Annotated in this window: 22 protein-coding genes; 6 read left to right on the forward strand and 16 right to left on the reverse strand. The window is 71.6% G+C overall.

The window, feature by feature from the left end:
- Positions 1 to 137: 137 nt before the first annotated feature.
- The gene (locus tag ACFVYX_RS12880) at positions 138 to 2,186 is read right to left on the reverse strand and encodes an APC family permease (RefSeq protein ID WP_389681371.1); all 2,049 of its coding nucleotides are present in this window, start codon (positions 2,184 to 2,186) and stop codon (positions 138 to 140) included.
- 244 nt (positions 2,187 to 2,430) lie between these two features.
- On the opposite strand from ACFVYX_RS12880, the gene ACFVYX_RS12885 reads away from it, so the two are divergent.
- Positions 2,431 to 3,099, forward strand: coding sequence for a TrkA family potassium uptake protein (locus ACFVYX_RS12885; protein ID WP_351215763.1), 669 nt, complete (start codon positions 2,431 to 2,433; stop codon positions 3,097 to 3,099).
- A complete protein-coding gene (locus tag ACFVYX_RS12890) occupies positions 3,099 to 3,776 on the forward strand; it encodes a potassium channel family protein (protein WP_389681372.1) in 678 nt (225 codons plus the stop codon). Before ACFVYX_RS12885 ends, ACFVYX_RS12890 begins: the two co-directional genes overlap by 1 nt.
- Positions 3,777 to 3,862: 86 nt before the next feature.
- Here the strand turns inward: ACFVYX_RS12890 and ACFVYX_RS12895 are convergent, their stop codons facing one another.
- The 8 genes from ACFVYX_RS12895 to ACFVYX_RS12930 form a co-directional block, all read right to left on the reverse strand.
- Entirely contained in the window at positions 3,863 to 4,603 is a 741-nt protein-coding gene (locus ACFVYX_RS12895) for a DUF3159 domain-containing protein (RefSeq protein ID WP_389681373.1), read from the reverse strand.
- Between the two features lie 3 nt (positions 4,604 to 4,606).
- Positions 4,607 to 5,005, reverse strand: a complete 399-nt coding sequence (locus ACFVYX_RS12900) for an OB-fold nucleic acid binding domain-containing protein (protein ID WP_073906407.1) — start codon at positions 5,003 to 5,005, stop codon at positions 4,607 to 4,609.
- A 57-nt stretch (positions 5,006 to 5,062) separates the two neighbouring features.
- On the reverse strand, positions 5,063 to 5,749 hold the full coding sequence (locus tag ACFVYX_RS12905; protein ID WP_389681374.1) for a response regulator: 687 nt from the start codon (positions 5,747 to 5,749) through the stop codon (positions 5,063 to 5,065).
- A 99-nt stretch (positions 5,750 to 5,848) separates the two neighbouring features.
- Positions 5,849 to 8,395, reverse strand: a complete 2,547-nt coding sequence (locus ACFVYX_RS12910; RefSeq protein ID WP_389681375.1) for an ATP-binding protein — start codon at positions 8,393 to 8,395, stop codon at positions 5,849 to 5,851.
- Between the two features lie 117 nt (positions 8,396 to 8,512).
- Positions 8,513 to 9,181: an ABC transporter ATP-binding protein gene (locus ACFVYX_RS12915; protein WP_389681543.1), complete on the reverse strand. Its 669-nt coding sequence runs from the start codon at positions 9,179 to 9,181 to the stop codon at positions 8,513 to 8,515.
- Between the two features lie 225 nt (positions 9,182 to 9,406).
- Positions 9,407 to 10,168, reverse strand: coding sequence for a DUF3710 domain-containing protein (locus ACFVYX_RS12920; RefSeq protein ID WP_389681376.1), 762 nt, complete (start codon positions 10,166 to 10,168; stop codon positions 9,407 to 9,409).
- Between the two features lies 1 nt (position 10,169).
- Complete coding sequence (gene dut / locus ACFVYX_RS12925) at positions 10,170 to 10,682, reverse strand: dUTP diphosphatase (RefSeq protein WP_389681377.1); 513 nt, start codon at positions 10,680 to 10,682, stop codon at positions 10,170 to 10,172.
- Positions 10,682 to 11,266, reverse strand: coding sequence for a PaaI family thioesterase (locus tag ACFVYX_RS12930; RefSeq protein WP_389681378.1), 585 nt, complete (start codon positions 11,264 to 11,266; stop codon positions 10,682 to 10,684). Before ACFVYX_RS12930 ends, dut begins: the two co-directional genes overlap by 1 nt.
- Before the next feature lie 58 nt (positions 11,267 to 11,324).
- Between ACFVYX_RS12930 and ACFVYX_RS12935 the strand changes: the two genes are divergently transcribed.
- On the forward strand, positions 11,325 to 11,828 hold the full coding sequence (locus ACFVYX_RS12935; protein WP_389681379.1) for a DUF3093 domain-containing protein: 504 nt from the start codon (positions 11,325 to 11,327) through the stop codon (positions 11,826 to 11,828).
- Positions 11,829 to 11,920: 92 nt separating this feature from the next.
- On the opposite strand, the gene ACFVYX_RS12940 is transcribed toward ACFVYX_RS12935, so the two are convergent.
- From ACFVYX_RS12940 to ACFVYX_RS12955, 4 genes are all read right to left on the reverse strand, one after another.
- Positions 11,921 to 12,946: a hypothetical protein gene (locus ACFVYX_RS12940; RefSeq protein WP_389681380.1), complete on the reverse strand. Its 1,026-nt coding sequence runs from the start codon at positions 12,944 to 12,946 to the stop codon at positions 11,921 to 11,923.
- 12 nt (positions 12,947 to 12,958) lie between these two features.
- The gene (locus ACFVYX_RS12945; protein ID WP_003955561.1) at positions 12,959 to 13,255 is read right to left on the reverse strand and encodes a DUF4193 domain-containing protein; all 297 of its coding nucleotides are present in this window, start codon (positions 13,253 to 13,255) and stop codon (positions 12,959 to 12,961) included.
- 395 nt (positions 13,256 to 13,650) lie between these two features.
- Positions 13,651 to 14,889, reverse strand: a complete 1,239-nt coding sequence (locus ACFVYX_RS12950) for a sensor histidine kinase (protein WP_389681381.1) — start codon at positions 14,887 to 14,889, stop codon at positions 13,651 to 13,653.
- Between the two features lie 4 nt (positions 14,890 to 14,893).
- On the reverse strand, positions 14,894 to 15,547 hold the full coding sequence (locus ACFVYX_RS12955) for a response regulator transcription factor (RefSeq protein WP_030146958.1): 654 nt from the start codon (positions 15,545 to 15,547) through the stop codon (positions 14,894 to 14,896).
- A 359-nt stretch (positions 15,548 to 15,906) separates the two neighbouring features.
- Here ACFVYX_RS12955 and ACFVYX_RS12960 point away from each other — a divergent pair, with 359 nt between their 5' ends.
- Positions 15,907 to 16,083 (forward strand): hypothetical protein, encoded by a 177-nt coding sequence (locus ACFVYX_RS12960; RefSeq protein ID WP_384117957.1) that lies wholly within the window; start codon positions 15,907 to 15,909, stop codon positions 16,081 to 16,083.
- Between the two features lie 255 nt (positions 16,084 to 16,338).
- Here ACFVYX_RS12960 and ACFVYX_RS12965 read toward each other — a convergent pair whose 3' ends face one another.
- Positions 16,339 to 17,139 carry an inositol monophosphatase family protein gene (locus tag ACFVYX_RS12965; protein WP_389681544.1) on the reverse strand — a complete coding sequence of 267 codons (801 nt, stop codon included), beginning with the start codon at positions 17,137 to 17,139 and terminating at the stop codon, positions 16,339 to 16,341.
- 37 nt (positions 17,140 to 17,176) lie between these two features.
- Positions 17,177 to 18,304: a ferrochelatase gene (locus tag ACFVYX_RS12970; RefSeq protein WP_389681382.1), complete on the reverse strand. Its 1,128-nt coding sequence runs from the start codon at positions 18,302 to 18,304 to the stop codon at positions 17,177 to 17,179.
- A gap of 140 nt (positions 18,305 to 18,444) precedes the next feature.
- Here ACFVYX_RS12970 and ACFVYX_RS12975 point away from each other — a divergent pair, with 140 nt between their 5' ends.
- Positions 18,445 to 19,710, forward strand: coding sequence for an MFS transporter (locus ACFVYX_RS12975; protein ID WP_389681383.1), 1,266 nt, complete (start codon positions 18,445 to 18,447; stop codon positions 19,708 to 19,710).
- Positions 19,649 to 20,989 (forward strand): D-arabinono-1,4-lactone oxidase, encoded by a 1,341-nt coding sequence (locus ACFVYX_RS12980; RefSeq protein WP_389681384.1) that lies wholly within the window; start codon positions 19,649 to 19,651, stop codon positions 20,987 to 20,989. The genes ACFVYX_RS12975 and ACFVYX_RS12980 overlap by 62 nt, the downstream gene beginning before the upstream one ends.
- Positions 20,990 to 20,992: 3 nt before the next feature.
- On the opposite strand, the gene ACFVYX_RS12985 is transcribed toward ACFVYX_RS12980, so the two are convergent.
- Complete coding sequence (locus ACFVYX_RS12985) at positions 20,993 to 21,814, reverse strand: hypothetical protein (protein ID WP_389681385.1); 822 nt, start codon at positions 21,812 to 21,814, stop codon at positions 20,993 to 20,995.
- Between the last annotated feature and the right edge of the window lie 369 nt (positions 21,815 to 22,183).

The following is a 22,183-nucleotide window of genomic DNA, read 5'->3' on the forward strand; positions in this document are numbered from 1 at the left end:
CGACCCCCCCCCGATGCTGCGCCTACGGGGGGGGGGTCCTTCGCGGACGGCCGTTCATCAACATCAATTGGACGGGGCGGCCCGCCCCGCGGCCCCCCCCCCACCAGTCTACGTGCCGGTGAGGGCGGAACGCGCCCTCAGCCCTTGGCCGCGGGTTCCTTCTGGCGCTTCTCGACCGGGCCGCGGCGGACGGAGCCCGGCGCATTCCAGTCCTGGCCCTTCCGGGCCCGCTTCTTGGCGGCCTCGGAGGACCGGAGCTGGTAGGGGACGGAGGTCACCATGACGCCCGGGGTGAAGAGCAGCCTCCCCTTGAGCCGCAGGGCGCTCTGGTTGTGCAGCAGGTGCTCGTACCAGTGGCCGACGACGTACTCGGGGATGTAGACGGACACGGCGTCGCGCGGGCTCTCGCGGCGGATGTTCTTGACGTACTCGACGACCGGCCGGGTGATCTCGCGGTAGGGCGAGTCGAGGATCTTGAGCGGTACGTTGATGCCGCGGCGGGTCCACTCCTCCTTGAGCGCCTTCGTCTCGGCCGGGTCGACGTTGACGGTGAGTGCTTCCAGCTCATGGGCGTGGAGCAGCTTGGCGTACGCGAGGGCGCGCAGGGTCGGCTTGTGGAGCCGGGAGACCAGGACGACGGAGCGGACGCGGGAGGGGCGTACGTACTCGTCGGGCCGTTCCTCGGCGGCGGCGATCTCGGCGGCGACGGAGTCGTAGTGCTTACGGATCGCGGTCATCGTGCCGTAGAAGATCACCATGCCGAGCAGGGCGACCCAGGCGCCGTGGGTGAACTTGGTGGCGAGGACGACGACGAGGACGAGGCCGGTGAAGAAAGCGCCGAACGCGTTGATCGCGCGGGAGCGGATCATGTGGCGGCGCTTGGCCGGGTCGCGCTCCGTCTTCAGGTGCCGGTTCCAGTGCCGGACCATGCCGGTCTGGCTGAGCGTGAAGGAGACGAAGACACCGACGATGTACAGCTGGATCAGCTTGGTCGAGTCGGCTCCGTAGACCCAGACGAGGAGGGCGGCGGCGCCGGCGAGGAGCACGATGCCGTTGGAGAAGGTGAGGCGGTCGCCGCGGGTGTGCAGCTGGCGCGGCAGGTACCGGTCCTGGGCGAGGATCGAGCCGAGGAGGGGGAAGCCGTTGTACGCGGTGTTGGCGGCCAGGAAGAGGACGAGCGCGGTGGCCGCGGCGAGGACGACGAAGAGGAACGTCCCGTCGCCGAAGACGGCGGCCGCGACCTGGGAGATGACCGGGTCCTGGACGTAGCTCTCGCCGACCGGGACGCCGTTGTGGAGCAGGTCGTGGGCGGGCTTCTCCGCCATCCGGACGTCGGTGGCCATGGCCAGGAAGATGATGCCGCAGAACATGGTGACGGCGAGGCCGCCCATGAGGGCGAGCGTGGTGGCGGCGTTCTTCGACTTCGGCTTGCGGAAGGCGGGGACGCCGTTGGAGATGGCCTCGACGCCGGTGAGGGCGGCGCAGCCGGAGGAGAAGGCTCGCAGGAGGAGGAAGACGAGCGCGAATCCGGCGAGGCCCTGGTGCTCGGGCTTGATCTCGAAGTCGGCGGTGGGGGCCTTCATGGTCTCGTCGAGGACGATCCCCTTGTACGCGCCCCAGACGATCATGAGGAAGACGCCGGCGACGAAGACGTACGTCGGGATGGCGAAGAGGCTGCCCGACTCCTTCACCCCGCGCAGGTTCATCACGGTGAGGAGCACGATGACGCCGACCGCGCAGGCCACCTTGTGTTCGACGACGAAGGGGATCGCGGAGCCGAGGTTCTCGATGCCCGAGGAGATCGACACGGCGACGGTCAGGACGTAGTCGACGAGCAGGGCGCTCGCGACGGTGAGTCCGGCCTTCGGCCCGAGGTTGGTGTTGGCGACCTCGTAGTCGCCGCCTCCGCTCGGGTACGCGTGGACGTTCTGCCGGTAGGACGCGACCACCGTGAACATCAGCACGACGACCGCGAGCGCGATCCAGGGGCTGAAGTGGTAGGCCGACAGGCCGGCGACGGAGAGGACGAGCAGAACCTCGCCCGGTGCGTACGCCACCGAGGACAGCGGGTCGGAGGCGAAGACGGGGAGGGCGATCCGCTTCGAGAGGAGGGTCTCTCCGAGCTTGTCGCTGCGCAGGGCCCGCCCGATCAGGATCCGTTTGGGCACGTCGGTCAGTTTGGACACGCAGAGGATCGTAAGCGTTCGAAAACAGCCAAGCTCACCGCGACCCCCTCTCCCCGCGGATCCATACGGAATCTTTCCGTCGACCACCTCTGATGCGGTCCCGTTCGGCGTTGCCGCATAAGCTCGGACCGGGCGAACCGGCAGGGTGTCGCCCGCCGCTGCCCGGGCGCATCGGGCGAGGAAAGTTGTGAGCAGGGTGTTTTCGCAGGTCAGTAGGGCGATCAGGAGTGCGGGGTAAGGGGACGTGCACATCGTCATCATGGGCTGCGGGCGAGTGGGAGCCGCTCTCGCGCAGACCCTCGAACAGCAGGGGCACACCGTCGCGGTCGTGGACCAGGACCCGACGGCGTTCCGTCGTCTGGGGTCGGGTTTCGGCGGTCGGCGCGTCACGGGCGTGGGCTTCGACCAGGACACGCTGCGCGAGGCCGGGATCGAGGACGCCGGTGCCTTCGCCGCGGTGAGCAGCGGTGACAACTCGAACATCATCGCGGCGCGGGTCGCGCGCGAGATGTTCGGCATCGAGAACGTGGCGGCGCGGATCTACGACCCGCGCCGGGCCGAGGTCTACCAGCGCCTCGGCATCCCGACGGTCGCGACGGTCCGCTGGACCGCCGACCAGATGCTGCGGCGCCTGCTGCCCTCGGGGGCGGAGCCCCTGTGGACGGACCCGAGCGGTGGGGTGCAGCTCGCCGAGGTGCACACCTCGCCGGCCTGGATCGGTCACAAGATCAGCCGGCTCCAGGACGAGACGGGAGTGCGCGTCGCGTTCCTGACCCGGCTCGGCGAGGCGATCATCCCCACCTCGCAGACGGTGCTCCAGGAAGGTGATCTGGTGCACGTGATGATGCGTACGGACGAGATCGCGAAGGTCGAGGAGGCCTTCGCCGAGGGTCCCGAGGAGGGCGGTCACTGATGCGTGTCGCTATTGCGGGCGCGGGTGCGGTGGGCCGTTCCATCGCGGGCGAGCTCCTGGAGAACGGGCACGAGGTCCTGCTCATCGACAAGGCGCCGACCGCCATCTCGGTGGAGCGGGTGCCACAGGCGGAGTGGCTGCTCGCCGACGCCTGCGAGATCACCTCGCTCGACGAGGCGGCGCTCCAGCGCTGCAACGTGGTGATCGCGGCGACCGGGGACGACAAGGTGAACCTCGTCGTCTCGCTGCTCGCCAAGACCGAGTACGGCGTGCCGCGGGTCGTCGCCCGGGTGAACAACCCGAAGAACGAGTGGCTGTTCACCGAGGCGTGGGGCGTGGACGTCGCCGTCTCGACCCCGCGCCTGATGTCGGCGCTTGTGGAGGAGGCGGTGAGCGTCGGCGACCTCGTCCGGCTGCTCCGCTTCAGCCACGGCGACGCGAACCTGGTCGAGCTGACGCTTCCGCCGGAGTCGGCGGTCGCCGGTACGACGGTCGGGGACGTGGCCTGGCCGCAGGACACCTCGCTGGTGACGATCATCCGCGGTTCGCGGGTGCTCACGCCGAGCCCCGAGGAGACCCTGGAGGCGGGCGACGAGCTGCTGTTCGTGGCCGCGCAGGCCCGCGAGGAGCAGCTGGAGGAACTCCTCCAGGTCCGCCGGGCCGACTCCGAGTCCTGACGCCTCGCCGCTCCCCCAGCCGCGGTCGTACGGAAGGGCCCGGACCTGTTCATCAGGTCCGGGCCCTTCCGCGTACGCTCAGCGGCTCACGCCTCGGGGTGGCTCTGCCGGGCGGCGGCAGCCGCCTCGCGCTCCTTCTCGGCGCGCTCCTCGGCCTCCATCTCGGCGAAGACGTCGATCGGCGGCGGAGCCTTCGCGAGGAACATCCAGGTGAGGTAGACCGCGAGCAGGAACGGCGGGATCTTGAGCGCCACGAGGACCCAGCCGAACTTGGTGGTGTCGGCCCACCAGTACATCGGGAAGAGGATCGCGCACTTGCCGAGCAGGATCAGGCCCCAGGCCCAGCTGGCCTTCGCGTACGCCTTCTTCCGGCCGGGGTTACGGGTGCGCCAGGAGAGGTTCTCCTTGAAGACCGGGCCCAGGATCAGGCCGATCAGCGGGACCCCGGCGATCGTGGTGATGATGTACGCGAGGGCGAGGCCCAGGGTGTACAGCATGCCGGGCAGGTAGAAGTCCTTGGCGTTGCCGGTCATCATCGCGAAGACCACGCCGAAGGCGACACCGAAGACACCGCTGAAGGCGTGCTTGACGGTGTCCCGTCGGATCAGCCGGACGGCGACCAGGACCAGCGAGACCGCGAGCGCGGCGATCGCCGAGATGTGCAGGTCCTTGTTGATCGTGAAGATCGTGACGAACAGCAGGCCGGGCAGGACCGTCTCGACCATGCCCCGCAGGCCGCCGAAGGCCTCGAACAGCGCGGCCTCGGTGACCTCCTTCGAGGCCTGGGCGTCCTGGTCCGTGGTGGTCGGCTTGTCGAGGGACGTCACCGGCTACTCCTGTCCGAGCGGTCGGAGCTCGTATTTGGGGTTGAAGAGGACCCGCCGGCCGTGGCTCATGGAGATCCGGCCGGAGGCGATCAGCTTGCGGCCGGGCTCGATGCCCACGATGGAACGCCTTCCGAGCCACACGACGTCGAGCGGTGCCGTGCCGTCGAAGAGTTCGGCCTCCAGCGCGGGCACTCCGGCCCGGGGGCGCAGCGTGACCGTGCGCAAGGTACCAGTCACCTTGACTATCTGGCGGTCGGAGCAGTCGCAGATACGCGTGCACCCCGAGGCCTCGGCGTCTTCCTGGAGCTCCTCCGACTCCAGGTCCTCCGGGGAGGAGGAGAGCCGGTCGAGCATCCGGCGGAACCTGCCGGCCGGCTTCTCTGTACGCGGTGCAGCACTCATACAGAAAGCGTACCGGCCACCGCTGTCACCGGGACCGGCCCCGGCCGACCCTTCCGTTCAGCGTTCGAAGCGGTAGCCCATGCCCGGTTCGGTGACGAAGTGCCGCGGGTGCGAGGGATCGCTCTCCAGCTTGCGCCGCAGCTGCGCCATGTACACCCGGAGGTAGTTGGTCTCCGTCCCGTACGAGGGTCCCCAGACCTCCTGGAGCAGTTGCTTCTGGCTGACGAGGCGGCCGCTGTTGCGCACCAGGACTTCGAGGAGGTGCCACTCGGTGGGGGTGAGCCGGACGTCCCGGCCGTCGCGGTGGACCTTCTTCGCCGCCAGGTCGACGGTGAAGCCCTCGGTCTCGACGACCACGGCCCCGTCCTCGGCGCCGCCGACCGGCTCGGCCCGGCGCACGGCGGCGCGCAGCCGGGCGAGCAGCTCGTCCATGCCGAAGGGCTTGGTGACGTAGTCGTCGGCGCCCGCGTCGAGCGCCTCGACCTTCTCGTCGGAGGTCTGCCGGGCCGAGAGGACCAGGATCGGGACGCGCGTCCAGCCGCGCAGGCCCCTGATGACCTCGACGCCGTCCATGTCGGGCAGGCCGAGGTCGAGGACGACGACGTCGGGGTGGCGTTCGGCGGCGAGCCGGAGGGCGGTGGCACCGTCGGCGGCGGCGTCGACCTCGTACTTCCGCGCCTTGAGGTTGATCACCAGGGCGCGGACGATCTGCGGCTCGTCGTCGACCACGAGAACCCGGGTCATGGAGGGGGCCTTCCTTCTGCTGGGGTGCTGCTGTACGGGGAGGGGGCGCGGGCGGGGCGGGTGCCGGCCGACGGGACGGGCGTACGGGAGCGCGGCGGGTCAGGTCACGGCGTGCGCCGGGAGGTCCGCGGCGGGCGCCGGGGGGCCGCCCCTCGCGGCCCGCAGGGTGAGCACCATGGTCAGGCCCCCGCCGGGAGTGTCCTCGGCGGCGAGCGTGCCGCCCATGGCCTCGACGAAGCCGCGGGCCACCGCGAGGCCGAGGCCGACCCCGGAGCCGCGCGGTGCGTCGCCGAACCGCTGGAAGGGCTCGAAGATGCCGTCCTTGGTCTCGTCGGGCACGCCGGGGCCGCGGTCGACGACCCGGAGCTCGACCCGGTCGCCCAGGGCGCTGGCGGCGACCGTCACGGGCGTTCCCTCGGGGCTGTACTTGACGGCGTTCTCCACGATGTTGGCGACGGCCCGCTCCAGGAGGCCCTTGTCGACCTCGACCATGGGCAGCGTCTCGGGGATGTCCAGCTCGGCGCTGCCGTCGGGCACTCCGCCGAGCGCCATGGGGACGACCTCGTCGAGGTCGACGACACGGACCAGGGGGGTGACGGTGCCGGTCTGGAGGCGGGACATGTCGAGGAGGTTCCCGACGAGGTGGTCGAGGCGGTCGGCGCCGGCCTCGATGCCCTCCAGGAGCTCGGCGCGGTCCTGCTCGGACCACTCGACGTCGTCGGAGCGCAGGGAGGAGACGGAGGCCTTGATGCTCGCGAGCGGGGTCCGCAGGTCGTGGCTGACGGCGGCGAGCAGCGAGGTACGGATCTTGTTGCCCTCGGCCAGCTTCCGGGCCTTCTCCGCCTCGCCCACCAGCCGCTGGCGGTCGAGGACGACCGCGGCCTGGGCGGCGAAGGCGCCGAGGACCCTCCGGTCCTCGGCGGGCAGCACCCGGCCGGACAGGGCGAGGGCGAGGTGGTCGCCGACCGGCATGTCGACGTCCGCCTCCTCGGGCCTGGCCGCCGGATGGGGGCCGACGCTCGCCGCCCGCGTCCAGGGCTCGACCTCGTCCACCCTCTCCAGGAGGGCCACGGACTCCATGGAGAAGGTCTCGCGGACCCGTTCGAGGAGTGCGTCCAGGCTGGTCTCGCCGCGCAGCACGCTGCCGGCGAGATAGGAGAGCACCTCGGACTCGGCGCGCAGCCTGGCGGCCTGGTGGGTGCGCCGGGCGGCCAGGTCCACCACCGAGGCGACCGCCATGGCGACGCCGAGAAAGACGGCGATGGCGACGATGTTCTTCGGGTCGGCGATGGTGAGCCGGCGGACGGGCGGGGTGAAGAACCAGTTGAGGAGGAGGGAGCCCGCGGCGGCCGAGGCCAGCGCCGGCAGGAACCCGCCGATCAGGGCGGCCGCGACCGTCAGGGCGAGGAAGAGCAGCATGTCGTTGGCGAGACCGAGGTCGGCCTCGACATGGGTGAGGAGCAGGGCGAGGGCGGCGGGTCCTGCGACGCCGACCGCCCACCCGCCGATGATCCGGGAGCGCCCGAGGCGGGCCCCGCGGGCGACGGGCAGGCCGCGCCCCTTGGCGACCTCGCCGTGGGTGACGATGTGGACGTCGAGGTCGGTTCCGGAGTCACGGGCCACGGTCTGGCCGACGCCGGGGCCGAAGATGTACTGCCAGGTACGGCGGCGACTGGAGCCGAGGACGATCTGGGTGGCGTTGACACCGCGGGCGAACTCCAGGAGCGCGGAGGGGACGTCGTCGCCGATGACGTGGTGGAACGTTCCGCCGAGGTCCTCGACGAGGGTGCGCTGGACGGCCAGCTCCTTCGGGGAGGCCGCGGTGAGCCCGTCGCTGCGGGCTATGTAGACGGCGAGGACCTCGCCGCCCGCGCCCTTCTCGGCGAGCCGGGTGGCGCGCCGTATGAGGGTGCGGCCCTCGGGGCCGCCGGTCAGGCCGACAACGATGCGCTCGCGGGCCTGCCAGGTGGAGCGGATGTTGTGCTCGCCCCGGTAGCGCTGGAGGTACTCGTCGACCCGGTCGGCGGTCCAGAGCAGGGCGAGCTCGCGCAGGGCGGTGAGGTTGCCGGGGCGGAAGTAGTTGGAGAGGGCGGCGTCGACCTTCTCCGAGGTGTAGACGTTTCCGTGGGCCATCCGTCGCCGCAGGGCCTCCGGGGACATGTCGACCAGCTCGATCTGGTCCGCCCGTCGGACGACCTCGTCGGGGACGGTCTCCCGCTGCCGTACGCCCGTGATCGCCTCGACCACGTCTCCCAGTGACTCCAGGTGCTGGATGTTGACGGTCGAGATGACGTCGACGCCGGCCGCGAGGAGCTCGGCGACGTCCTGCCACCGCTTGCGGTTGCGGGAGCCGGGGACGTTCGTGTGGGCGAGCTCGTCGACGAGGGCGACGGCGGGGCGGCGGGCGAGGACGGCGTCGATGTCCATCTCGGTGAAGGCCGCGCCCCGGTGCTCCAGGTTCCGGCGCGGCACCTGCTCCAGGCCGTGCAGCATGACCTCCGTACGGGGCCGCCCGTGGTGCTCCACGAACGCCACGACGCAGTCCGTGCCGCGCTCCACCCGGCGGTGCCCCTCGGAGAGCATCGCGTAGGTCTTGCCGACGCCCGGCGCAGCGCCGAGGTAGATCCGAAGCTTGCCGCGTCCCATGGGACGACCATACGTCCAGCCAATCGGACATTCCGTACGCGGGGAAAGGGCCGGTGTGGTCTTGACGTGATCCTGATAGAGCCCGGCGCTCGGTCCGCCGCTGTCCCGTCGTCCCGCTCAGTGCTCGATGATCTCGCCGTCGCTCAGCTCCAGGACCCGGTCCGCCAGGCCCAGGAGCTGGGGGTCGTGGGTGGCGACCAGGGCCGTACAGCCCTCGCTGCGCACCACCGCGCGCAGCAGCTGCATGACGGCGAGCCCGGTCTCCGCGTCCAGCTGGCCCGTGGGCTCGTCGGCTATCAGCAGCGCCGGCTTGTTGGCGAGGGCCCGGGCGATGGCGACCCGCTGCTGCTGGCCGCCGGAGAGCTCACCGGGCCGCTGGGCCGCGTGATCGGCGAGGCCGACCAGGCCGAGGAGGAGGGCCACCCGCTCCTCGCGCTCCTTCGGATCCGCCTTGCGCAGCCGCATGGGCACGCCCACGTTCTCGGCGGCGGAGAGGATCGGGAGCAGACCGAAGGACTGGAAGATGAAGCCGATCCGGTCGCGGCGCAGCTCCAGGAGCCCTTCCTCGCCGAGCGTGGAGAGGTCGACGCCGTCGATGACGATCGAGCCCCCGTCCGCGCTGTCGAGGCCGCCCACGAGGTTGAGCAGGGTCGTCTTGCCGGAGCCCGAGCGGCCCTTGAGGGCGACGAGCTCGCCGCGCGGGATGTCGAAGGAGACGCCGCGCAGGGCGTGGACGGCGGCCTCGCCCGTGCCGTACGAGCGGCGCAGGTCCCGGACGCGGACCATCGGCGGGCCGGCCGGGTCCTCGGTGAGGGCCGTCGCGGACCTCGTGCTGCTCTCACTCACCCTGTGCTCCCCCTCCTCGAACATGTGCGCCGTCAGTATGGTCCGGGGCGGGGTCCGAGGACCAGAGCCCCAGGCCGGGCCTGTGGAGAACGAGCCTGTGGAAAACGGCGGTGGGCCGCTGCCCGTACACAGGTACGGGCAGCGGCCCACCGGGGGTGCGACGGGTCAGCGGATCTCGGAGATCTCCGGACCGCGCTGGAGCTGGCCCATGCCGCCGGAGAAGCGGGAGTTCTCCTGCTCCTCCTGCTGCACGCCGTCCGGCACCATCTGCGCGTCGTTCGGCAGCTTCAGGACGATCGGGTCACGCGGGGCCATCGGGCCGTCGCCGCGGACGACCACGGTGTCCCGGACGATCTGCTCCAGGAGACCCGCCGCCTCGGGCTGGACCGCGCCCTGGCCGGAGATCACTCCGCGCAGGAACCAGCGGGGCCCGTCGACACCGACGAAGCGGACCAGCTGCACGCCGCGGTTGCCGTCCGGCAGCTGGACGGGGACCTGCGCGCGCAGCTCCCAGCCCAGCGGGCCCTCGACCTCGTCGATGACCCCGCCCTGCTCGACGATGCCCGTGGCGATCTCGTCGCGGACCTCGCCCCAGATGCCCTCGTTCTTGGGCGCGGCGAACGCCTGCAGCTGCACGGCGCTGTCACGCAGGACGACGGTGGCCGCGACGATCGCGTCGCCCGCCACCTCCACCCGCAGCTCCATGCCCTCGACTCCGGGCACGAAGACGCCGCCCAGGTCAACACGGCCCTCGTCGGGCTTGGTGACCTCGGAGATGTCCCAGGGGCCGTCGGGCCGGGGCGCCGGCGGAAGGTTCACCCGGCGCGGGGCCGCGTCGTCCGCGTCCTCGCCGTCCACCGCGTCGACCTGCTCGACCTCGCTCGCCGCGTCCTCCGCGGCACCGCTCTTCTTGCGACGTCCGAACACGTCACTGTCCTTCCCGGTCGGATACGACCGAAGCGTATCGATTCCCACCCGATGTGCCGCCCACGGCGGCATGACCGCCGGTGGACCCGAAGCCCCCCTCGGCCCGCGCCGAACCGGGAAGCTCCGCCACCTCGTGGAAGCGCACCTTCTCGACCTGCTGGACGACAAGTTGGGCGATCCGGTCGAATCGTTCGAACCGCACACTCTCGCGCGGGTCGAGATTGACCACGATCACCTTGATCTCTCCACGGTACCCGGCATCCACCGTCCCCGGGGCATTCACGAGCGCCACTCCACAGCGGGCCGCGAGTCCGGAGCGCGGGTGAACGAAGGCCGCGTACCCGTCCGGGAGGGCGATGGAGACCCCGGTGGGCAGCACGGCGCGCTCCCCGGGGGCCAGTACGGCGGCCTCGGTGGTCACGAGGTCCGCCCCGGCGTCGCCGGGATGGCCGTAGGCCGGGAGCGGCACATCGGGGTCCACTCGCCGGATCAGTACGTCGACAGGGTTGCGCATCAGGGGTTCACCTCGAAGGCGCGGGTGCGCCGGACCTGGTCGGGGTCGGACATGGCGGCCTGGATCTCCTCCGGGCGGCCGTTGTCGATGAAGTGGTCGACCTTGACCTCGACGAAGAGGGCGTCGGCGCGTACGGCGACGGGGCCCTCGGGTCCGCCGAGCCGGCCGACGGCGGTCGAGAAGATCTTGCGGCCGTACACGGCGGTGACGGCGGCCTCCAGGTGGAGCACGGTGCCCACCGGGACGGGCCGGACGAAGTCGGTCTCCAGTCGGCCGGTCACGGCGATGACCCGCAGCAGCCAGTTCAGGGAGCCGAGGGTCTCGTCGAGCGCGGTGGCGAGCACGCCGCCGTGCGCGAGACCGGGGGCGCCCTGGTGGTCGGGGGTCACCGTGAACTCGGCGGTGACGGTCACGCCCTCGCCCGCGCGTGCCTCCAGGTGGAGGCCGTGGGGCTGCCCGCCGCCGCACCCGAAGCAGTGCGCGTAGTGCGAACCGAGCGGCTCGCCGGGGGCCGGCGCCTCGGGGTGGCGTACCGGCGGTATGGCGTCGGCCGGCGGGGTGAGGGCGGCAGATGTTGCAGTCACAGCCGCAGACCTTACCCGCGCGGATGGGCGCAGGTCGCGCCGTGCCAAGCTTGGACACATGCAGCCTTCCGCACCGTCCCCCGGCCCCTCCCCCGCGGCCCCCGCCGCGCCGCGCTTCGACGAACGGCTGACGGCGCCCCGCTCGTGGTGGCTCATCGCGGGCCTGCTCGGGCTCTCCGGGGGCCTGATCATGTTCCCGCTGGGCACGGTCCCGCTGCTGGGCGGCCTGATCGTGGCGGGGGTGCTCGCGGGGGCCGCGGTCTCCTCGTACGGCTCCGCCCGGATCCGGGTGGTGGCCGGTTCGCTGGTGGCGGGCGACGCTCGGATCCCGGTCTCGGCCCTCGGGGCGGCCGAGGTGCTCGACGCGGAGGAGGCGCGCGCCTGGCGCACCCACAAGGCCGACCCGCGCGCCTTCATGCTGATGCGCAGCTATGTGCCGCGGGCGGTGCGGGTCGAGGTGACGGATCCGGCGGACCCGACGCCGTACGTGTACCTGTCCAGCCGTGAGCCGGAGGCCCTGGCGGCGGCGCTCGACGCCGAACGCGCGGGCACCGGGGACTGACCGGAAGGCGCGGGCGACGGCGAGCCCAGCCTGATCCAAAAGACAGGCCCTGGCTCCGGAGGCGCTGCGGCCGTCCCGGCCGCCGGCGCGTTCTAGAAGCCCAGTTCCTTCGGGTTCTCCGGCTGTTCCAGCGGGGGCAGCTCCCTGAGGCTGTCCCAGGGGATCTGGCGCCGGCGCAGGTCCTTGCGGATGTGCTCGGCGAGTTTTCTGGTGTCGCGGCGGTTCATGACGGCGCCGACGGCCGCGCCCACCATGAAGGGCGTGAGCATCGGCAGGTTGCGCACCATGCGTTTCATGATCTGCTGGCGCAGCTCGCGCTTGAGCTGTCCGCCGAGCGCCGCGTTGACCGTGGTGGGCTTGGTGGGGTCGATGCCCCGCTCCTCCGCCCAGGAGGTCAGGTAGGCCGCCGAGCGCTGGCTGAGCCGGCCGGGGGGCCGCAGCCCGTAGACCTCGTGCAGTTCGGCGATGAGTTTGAGTTCCACGGCGGCGACGCCCGTGATCTCCGCCGCGAGCTCCGCCGGCATGGCCGGGGGTACGGGGAGCATGGCGGCGGCGCCGATGCCGGCGCCCACGGTCGAGCTCGCGTTCGCCGCTCCGGCGACGAGCTTGTCGGCGAGCGCCTCGGGGCCGAGCCCGGGGAACTGCTTGCGGAGGGTCGCCAGATCGCGGACGGGAATCCGCGGGGCGAGGTCGATCAACCGGTCGGCCAGGTGGCCGAGACCGGCTTTGGCGGTGCCTCCGCCGCGCTTGACGCCCTGTACGACGCCGCGCCTGACGGCGTCGATCCGGTCGGAGTCGATCCTGATCTTGTCGAGTCGGGCGCGTGCGGGATCGGCGAGCCGCCTGACGGCGCCGAAGCGTCCGTCCGGCGCCCCGACCGGCGCATCGCCCTCTCCCACCTCCACCGGCAGGTGTGCCGGGTCCGGTTCGGTGACCGCCTCGAGCGAGGCCGGGTGGCCTCGCTCGTCGTCACGTGCGCCGGGGGAGGACGGGGAGGCCGTGCGACCGGCTTCAGGGGCCTCCTGGGCGCCCTCTGCCGGGCCTGAGCCGCCCTTGTGCGTCCGCGGGCTCCCGGGGAGCCTCAGACGCCGTTTCCGGGACGGTGTGTCGCCTGCCACGGCCGAGCGATCTCAGTCGCAGTCGCGGCAGATCGGCTGGCCGTTCTTCTCCCTGGCCAGCTGGCTGCGGTGGTGCACGAGGAAGCAGCTCATGCAGGTGAACTCATCGGCCTGCTTGGGCAGGACCCGGACGGCCAGCTCCTCGTTCGAGAGGTCGGCGCCGGGAAGCTCCAGGCCTTCGGCGGCCTCGAACTCGTCGACGTCGACGGTCGAGGTCGACTTGTCGTTCCGGCGGGCCTTCAGTTCCTCAAGGCTGTCCGAATCGACGTCGTCATCGGTCTTGCGTGGGGTGTCGTAATCCGTTGCCATGTCGCTCTCCCCCTCTGGGTGGTTGCGGTGTCTCCAGCGCACGTAACGCGTGAGAGGTCGGACTTGTGCCCGACCTGAGGCGGAGATTTTGCCTCACATCAAGGTCTGTTACTCAATCGACACCCGTCCCGTCCTCTCACGAGTGATCGGCTTCGGGTGGCGAACCGGACCGTACACGGTCCTGCGGGCACCTCCGGCAGGCGCCACCCCGTGTACTTCCCGTCATTCCAGGGCCTGGAAACCCGGACTTTTCCTGGTTTTCCGAGGGATTTCCCGGTCACGGAGAGTGGAGGTGCGGACACCTTGCCCTGTGATCGATCACACAGGAGCGTCTCAGAATCGAGGACCCGGAATTCCGCGCAAAGCGAACGGAACCGGTCGGCTCCTGCAGTGTGTCAGATCGGCAGAGTGACGCGCATCACGAGGCCGCCGCCCTCGCGAGGCTCCGCGATGATACGGCCCCCATGGGCGCGGGCCACGGACCGGGCGATCGACAGGCCGAGACCGACACCCTTGTCGCTGCCGGTCCGCTCCTGCCGGAGCCGCCGGAACGGCTCGAACAGGTTGTCGATCTCGTACGCGGGGACCACGGGGCCCGTGTTCGAGACGACCAGGATCGCCTGACCGTTCTCGACGCCGGTGGTGACCTCCACCCAGCCGCCCTCCGGCACGTTGTACCGGACGCCGTTCTGGAGCAGGTTCAGCGCGATCCGTTCGAGCAGGACGCCGTTGCCCTGGACGACCGCCGGAGCGCGCTCGCCCCGGATCTCGACGCCCTTGGCCCTCGCCTCCGCCTGTACCTGGTCCACACCCCGCGAGGCGACCTCGGCGAGGTCGACGGGTTTGCGCTCGATGATCTGGTTGTCGCTCCGGGCCAGCAGCAGCAGGCCCTCGACGAGCTGTTCGCTGCGCTCGTTGGTGGCGAGCAGGGTCTTGCCGAGCTGCTGGAGCTCCACCGGTGCCCCCGGATCCGAGAGGTGGACCTCCAGGAGGGTGCGGTTGATCGCGAGGGGGGTCCGCAGCTCGTGCGAGGCGTTCGCGACGAAGCGCTGCTGGGCCGTGAAGGCCCGCTCCAGACGGTCCAGCATCTCGTCGAAGGTGTCGGCGAGCTCCTTGAGCTCGTCGTCGGGACCGTCCAGCTCGATCCGCCGGGACAGATCGGAACCGGCCACCTGGCGGGCGGTCCGGGTGATCCGGCCGAGCGGGGAGAGCACCCGTCCCGCCATGGCGTAGCCGAAGGCGAAGGCGATGATGCTCAGTCCGAGCAGGGCGAAGAGGGAGCGGCGCAGGAGATCGTCCGTGGCCCGGTCGCTCTGCTGCCGGAGGCAGACGGACACGGCGTCGTTGAACTGTTCGCCGGTGCCCGTCGTGGGCAGGTCGCACCAGGACGTGGTGGGCTGGACCTCGCCCTTCACGAACTTGAAGGGCAGCTCGGCGGTGCTGTCGCTGAGCGCCTGCGCGGTGAAGAGGTAGATGATCGAGAGCAGCAGGATGCCCGCGATCAGGAACATCCCGCCGTACAGCAGCGTGAGCCGTATCCGGATGGTCGGCCGCAGCAGCGGGCGGACCGGGTCCCTGGGATCCCAGGTCGGTTTCGGGGGCGCCTGGGGGTGGGGCGCCGAAGTGGGGGCCATCGGATCAGATCCGGTACCCGGAGCCGGGAACGGTGACGATGACGGGCGGCTCGCCGAGTTTGCGGCGCAGGGTCATCACCGTGACGCGCACGACGTTGGTGAAGGGGTCGGTGTTCTCGTCCCAGGCCTTCTCCAGGAGCTGCTCGGCGGAGACGACGGCGCCCTCGCTGCGCATGAGGACCTCGAGGACGGCGAACTCCTTCGGCGCGAGCTGGACCTCCTTGCCCTCGCGGAAGACCTCGCGCCGGTTGGGGTCGAGCTTGATGCCGGCGCGCTCCAGGACCGGCGGGAGGGGCACGCTCGTGCGGCGGCCGAGGGCCCGCACGCGCGCGGTGAGCTCGGTGAAGGCGAAGGGCTTCGGGAGGTAGTCGTCCGCGCCGAGCTCCAGGCCCTCGACGCGGTCGCTGACGTCGCCGGACGCGGTGAGCATCAGGACGCGGGTGGGCATGCCCAGCTCCACGATCTTCCGGCAGACGTCGTCACCGTGGACGAGGGGCAGGTCACGGTCGAGGACGACGACGTCGTAGTCGTTGACCCCGACGCGCTCCAGGGCGGCGGCGCCGTCGTACACGACGTCGACGGCCATGGCCTCCCGGCGCAGTCCGGTGGCCACCGCATCGGCGAGCAGCTGCTCGTCCTCGACGACGAGTACGCGCACGGGGTACATCCTTCCCGTTGGGCTTCGGTCCGCGGTGGGACCGGCTGAATCTGAGCACTGACTGTGCGCGTCCATCCTGCCCCGTACGCGCGTAAACCGGCTGTAAGACGGCGGTGCGGGGCCAGGGGCGGGCGGGGGCGCGGGACGGGGGCGTACGGCCGGAACCCGAGAATTCACCGGATTCACGGCCCAGTTGAGGTTTCTCTGAGGAAAGGGCTGGGGAGGACGTCTGCACACCCCGTGATCACGCCCTGTATGTGGCGCGCCACCTACCGCTCTCCGCTCCCGGGAGACCGCGGTGCGTGATCCACCCACCCTCGGCACACCCCCGTGCCACCGGACCCATGACGAGGGGGCGCATGATGGACGCTTTCACCGCAGGCCTGCTGCACCGCATCAGGACCACGCAGACGGACCTCACGCGGGCTCGTGAGACGGGCGACGACTACCTGGCGGAGGTCGAGCAGGCGGAGCTGGAAGACCTGCACCGGCTGGCCGCCGAGCACGGCGTGCAGGTCGCCGTGCCGGGCGTCTGACCCGCCCTCCCCGACCCACCAGGACTCGCTCGACCGCCCGACCGCACGACTCGCTTCACCCGCCCGACCCGTACGACGCGCTCGATCAGACCGACCGTACGACCAGCCCGCCCGTACGACCAGACCGACCGTGCGGCCCGTACGAACCATTGCGACGCACGACCACCCCCGACCCGTCCGACCGTTCGACCCGCGCACCAGCAGGGCCCCGGCGCCTCCCGGCACCGGGGCCCTCGCGCGTCCGTGGGCGGTGCGCTAGTCGTGCCAGGCGCCCAGTTCCTCCAGGAGGTCCTGGATCGGCCGGAAGAGGCCCGGAGAGGCCGCCACGGTCAGCTCGCCCGACTCCGGCTCCCCCGGACGTCCTCCGGTCAGCGCACCCGCCTCGCGGGCGATCAGGGCGCCCGCCGCGAGGTCCCAGGGGTTGAGGCCCCGCTCGTAGTAGGCGTCGAGGCGGCCGGCGGCGACGTCGCAGAGGTCGATGGCGGCCGAGCCGCCGCGGCGGATGTCCCGCACGAGCGGGATCACCTCCTGGGCGACGGCCGCCTGACGGGCGCGCCGGGACTGCACGTATCCGAAGCCCGTACCGAGGAGTGCCTGGTCGAGGGCGGGCGAGGGGCGGACGGCGAGGCGCCGGTCGCCCATGTACGCACCGCCGCCGAGGACCGCTCGGTACGTCTCGCCTCGCATCGGGGCGTCGACGACGCCGACGACGGTCTCGCCGTCCCGTTCGGCGGCGATCGAGACCCCCCAGGTCGGCAGGCCGTACAGGTAGTTCACGGTGCCGTCGAGCGGGTCGATGACCCAGCGGACCCCGCTGGTGCCGGGGCTGGAGGCGCCTTCCTCACCGAGGAAGCCGTCCTGCGGGCGGTGCTCGGCGAGGAAGCCGGTGATCAGCTTCTCGGCGGCGATGTCCATCTCGGTGACCACGTCGATGGAGCTCGACTTGGTCATCGCCACGCCCAGGTCCTCCGGCCTGCCGTCGCGCAGCAGCGCTCCGGCCCTGTGCGCGGCCCGCAGAGCGAGGTCGAGGAGTTCGGTGAGCAGGGGGTCGGCCACGTCGGCCCTCTCGGTCGTGTCGGTCACAGGGGTCTCCTCAGGCGTACGGGCTGTCGGCGCCGGCCGCGGCCGGGCGCTCCGCTCTGCCGGGGCAGCAGCCGATCGGGCACAGGTCGTGGGAGGGGCCGAGCGCGCCCAGGGCGCACGGCTCGGCCCGGGTGCCGCGCTCGCGCGCGGCCCGCTCCAGGAGGAGCTCGCGGACGGCGGCGGCGAAGCGGGGGTCGGCTCCGACGGTCGCCGAGCGCCGGACGGGCAGGCCGAGTTCGGCCGCCTTGGCCGTGGCCTCCGTGTCGAGGTCGTAGAGGACCTCCATGTGGTCGGAGACGAAGCCGATCGGGACCATGACGGCGGCGGGCGCTCCGGCGCCGTGCAGGGCCTCCAGGTGGTCGCAGATGTCCGGCTCGAGCCACGGGATGTGCGGGGCGCCGCTGCGGGACTGGTAGACGAGCTCCCAGGGGTGCTCGGTCCCGGTCGCCTCGCGGACCGCGTCCACGATGAGCCGCGCCACGTCGAGGTGCTGCTTGACGTAGGCCCCGCCGTCGCCGTGCTCCGAGACCGGTCCCGAGGTGTCGGCGGCGGACTCGGGGATGGAGTGGGTGGTGAAGGCGAGGTGGGCGCCGTCCCGCACGGCCGGGTCGAGTGCGGCGAGGGAGGCGAGGACGCCCTCGACCATGGGTGCGACGAAGCCCGGGTGGTTGAAGTAGTGCCGGAGCTTGTCGACCCGGGGCAGCGGGAGTCCCTCCGCCTCCAGGGTGGCGAGCGCGTCGGCGAGGTTCTCGCGGTACTGGCGGCAGCCGGAGTAGGAGGCGTACGCGCTGGTGGTGAGGACGGCGATGTGGCGCCGGCCGTCGGTGATCATCTCGCGGAGGGTGTCGGTGAGGTAAGGAGCCCAGTTCCGGTTCCCCCAGTGGACCGGGAGGTCGAGGCCGGCCTCCGCGAAGTCCGTCCGCAGCGCTTCGAGGAGCGCGCGGTTCTGGTCGTTGATCGGGGAGACGCCGCCGAAGAGGAAGTAGTGCTGCCCCACTTCCTTGAGCCGTTCCTTCGGGATGCCTCGGCCGCGGGTCACGTTCTCCAGGAACGGGACCACGTCGTCCGGGCCCTCGGGGCCGCCGAACGACAGCAGCAGCAGGGCGTCGTACGGGGCGGGATCGTGCTGATCGGACATGGCACCGATCCTCCCATCCGCCCCCGGCACCGGACGGCGCGGCCCGTCCGTGGCCGTTCGTCCGGAAAAGGGGGATGACCGATCGAGTTCAACGCCGTAGGCTTTAGTAGTTAATTACACGTGTTGACCAAGGACGCCTCTTGCCCAGTCCCTACCGCGCGATCTTCACGGCGCCCGGCACCACCTCGTTCTCCGTCGCCGGGTTCTTCGGCCGGATGCCCCTGTCCATGATGGGCATCGGCATCGTGACCATGATTTCGCAGGTCACCGGCCGGTACGGGCTCGCGGGCGCGCTGTCGGCGACGCTCGCCATGTCCGCCGCCGTGCTCGGCCCCCTGGTCTCGCGGCTGGTCGACCGGCACGGGCAGCGCAGGGTGCTCCGCCCGGTGACCCTGGTCTCGCTCGCGGCGGCGGCCGGGCTTCTCCTGTGCGTGCAGCAGCAGGCCCCGGACTGGACGCTCTTCGTCTTCACGGCCGTGATCGGCTGCGTGCCGAGCGTCGGCGCCATGACCCGGGCCCGCTGGGCGGAGATCTACCGGGGCGAGGAGCGGCGCCTGCACACGGCGTACTCCTGGGAGTCGATCGTCGACGAGGTGTGCTTCATCTTCGGCCCGATCATCTCGATCGGTCTGTCGACGGCCTGGTTCCCCGAGGCCGGCCCGCTCTTCGCCGCGGTGTTCCTCGCCGTCGGCGTCTTCTGGCTGACCTCGCAGCGCGCCACCGAGCCGGCCCCGCACCCGCAGCAGCGGGGCACCAAGGGCGTCTCCGCGCTCCGCTCCCCCGGGCTCCAGGTCCTGGCCCTCGCCTTCGTCGCCACCGGAGCCATCTTCGGCTCGGTGGACGTGGTGACCGTGGCCTTCGCCGAGGAGCAGGGGCACAAGGCCGCCGCCAGTCTCGTGCTGGCGGTCTACGCCCTTGGCTCGTGTCTGGCCGGCGCGGTCTTCGGCCTGCTGCACCTCAAGGGAGAGCCGTCCCGCCGCTGGCTCCTGGGTATCTGTGCGATGGCCGTGAGTATGATCCCCCTCCTACTGGCCGGGAACCTGCCGTTGCTGGCCGTGGCGCTCTTTGTCGCGGGCCTGTCCATCGCACCGACGATGGTGACCACCATGGCCCTCGTCGAAGCGCACGTACCGCGCACCAAGCTGACCGAGGGCATGACCTGGACGGGTACCGGGCTCGCGGTCGGCGTGGCGCTCGGCTCCTCGGCCGCCGGCTGGGTGGTCGACGCGTCGGGAGCGGAGGCGGGGTACGTGGTGCCCGTCGTCTCGGGCGCGCTCGCGGTCGCGGTGGGTCTCCTCGGACACCGCCGGCTCCGCAGGCCGGCGCCGAACCGGGAGGGGCAGCGTGAGCGGGACGACAGCAGCGGGATCGGGGAGCGCCAGGACGGCGAGCAGCCCGTGGCGTAACTGGGCGGGGAACGTCACCTCCCGCCCCGTGCGGGAGGTGAGCCCGGCCTCCGCCGAGGAGCTCGCGGAGGCGGTGCGCCGGGCGGCCGAGGACGGGCTGCGGGTGAAGACGGTCGGCACCGGCCATTCCTTCACCTCGATCGCGGCCACCGACGGCGTCCTCGTGCGGCCGGGTCTGCTGACCGGGATCCGGCGGATCGACCGCGAGGCGATGACCGTCACGGTCGAGTCGGGCACCCCGCTCGAGCGGCTCAACGTGGCGCTGGCCCGGGAGGGTCTGTCGCTCACCAACATGGGCGACATCATGGTGCAGACCGTCGCCGGGGCCACCTCCACCGGCACCCACGGCACGGGCCGCGAGTCGGCGTCGATCGCCGCCCAGATCCGCGAGCTGGAGCTCGTGACGGCCTCGGGAACTCTCCTCACCTGCTCCGAGAAGGAGAATCCGGAGATCTTCGCGGCGGCCCGGATCGGACTCGGCGCCCTCGGCGTCATCACGGCGATCACCTTCGCCGTGGAGCCGGTCTTCCTGCTCACCGCGCGCGAGGAGCCGATGACCTTCGACCGGGTCACCTCGGAGTTCGACGCGCTGCACGCGGAGAACGAGCACTTCGAGTTCTACTGGTTCCCCCACACGGACAACTGCAACACCAAGCGCAACAACCGCAGCGCGGGCCCCGCCGCTCCCCCCGGCCGGGTCAGCGGCTGGATCGAGGACGAGCTCCTCTCCAACGGGCTCTTCCAGGTGGCCTGCTCCCTGGGGCGCGCGGTGCCACCGGTGATCCCCTCGATCGCCAAGGTCTCCAGCCGGGCCCTGTCGGCCCGTACGTACACCGACATCCCGTACAAGGTCTTCACCTCGCCGCGACGGGTGCGCTTCCTGGAGATGGAGTACGCGCTTCCGCGTGAGGCGGCGGTCGCGGCGCTGCGCGAGCTCAAGGCGATGGTCGAGCGCTCGCCGCTCAAGGTGAGCTTCCCCGTGGAGGTGCGGACGGCTCCGGCGGACGACATCGCGCTGTCCACGGCCTCGGGGCGGGAGACCGCGTACATCGCCGTCCACCTCTACAGGGGAACGCCCCACCGCGCGTACTTCACCGCGGTGGAGCGCATCATGACGGCGCACGGCGGCCGCCCCCACTGGGGCAAGATCCACACGCGCGACGCCGCGTACTTCTCCGAGGCCTACCCGCGCTTCGGCGAGTTCACGGCGCTCCGCGACCGTCTCGACCCGGACCGGCTGTTCGGCAACGACTACCTGCGCCGGGTACTGGGCGACTGACGGTCATTCGGTTCCCGCGGTGCTCTCCCCGGCTCCGGTGCCCGGCGCGGCCGGTGTCGGGGTGGCCGGGACCTCGGGCAGGCCCGTCCCGGCGGTCGGTTCCCTCGTGGGTTCGACCGGTTCCGTCGTCGGGTCGGTCGTCGGGCCCGACGGGGTGGGGGTCGGTTCGGTGCCGGTGGCGTCGGTGGAGGTCGGCTCCGGCGAGGGGGTCGCGGTGCCGGTCCCGGTGTCCGGCCCGTCCGGTGCCGGGGTGCCGCCCACCGACGGGCCGACGGCGCCGTCCCCGGGGCCGTCGGTGTCCCCGGCGGATCCGGACGGGGTGGGCGCGGGGTCGTTCCTCTCGGCCGGCGCCTGCCGCTCGCCGCTCCCCCGGACGACGGATCCGAAGGTCGTGGTCCCCCGCGTACCGCTGAAGTCCTGTCCGGAGACGAGCTCGTAGGCGGTGATGCCGCCCATCGTGACGCCGAAGACGAGGGCTGCGGCGACGGCCGGGCGCTTCCAGCCCCGGACGCGGGTGCCGTGGGTGGTCGCCGCACCGAACTCCTCGTCGTGCGCGAGGGGGGCCGGGACCGTCCGGAGCATCAGGGTGCGGCCGTCCTCGGGCCCGGCGCCCACCGGCATCTGACGGGCCTTCGGCTTGGCCGCGGCGGTCGCGTCGCGCACCTGCTCGCCGGTGCGCCGGAAGAGGTGCTGGAAGAGCGGGCCGCCGCAGGTCGCGATGACGCTGATCACGCCGGCGCCGAGGATCGTGCCGTACACGCCGAGGGTGGAGGCGAGTTTGGCGGCGATGACCGCGGCCAGCGCACTGCCCGAGACCTGAGCCACGCTCAGGTCGATTCTTCTCCTGCCGCTCCCCTCCTCCGGTTCGTCCGTGGCGGTTTCCGGCCTCTGACGCATCTCCAACCCCTGACGGCTCTTCCGTTCACCTTGCACCCAGAAGGGACATATGGGCGAAGCGAATAGTTCCGTTTCCGCTGGTTCTGTGAAGAGTGACACGTACGAGGGAAGATCGCGGACACTCAACTCCCGTACCGCCCGAGAAGTTGGGCGGCGCGCCGGTCCACCCAGGTGGCCCGAATGGAGTACATTGGCGAACCCTGGGTCCGGACGCCTTCACGGGTGCCCTGGATCAAGGGGAGGGGGCCGGACACGGCGCTCGAACCGGCGGCGCCGCGGCAGCGCACGGGAACCGAC

The sequence above is a fragment of the Streptomyces sp. NPDC058326 genome (genome assembly GCF_042879855.1).
Taxonomy (GTDB): Bacteria; Actinomycetota; Actinomycetes; order Streptomycetales; family Streptomycetaceae; genus Streptomyces.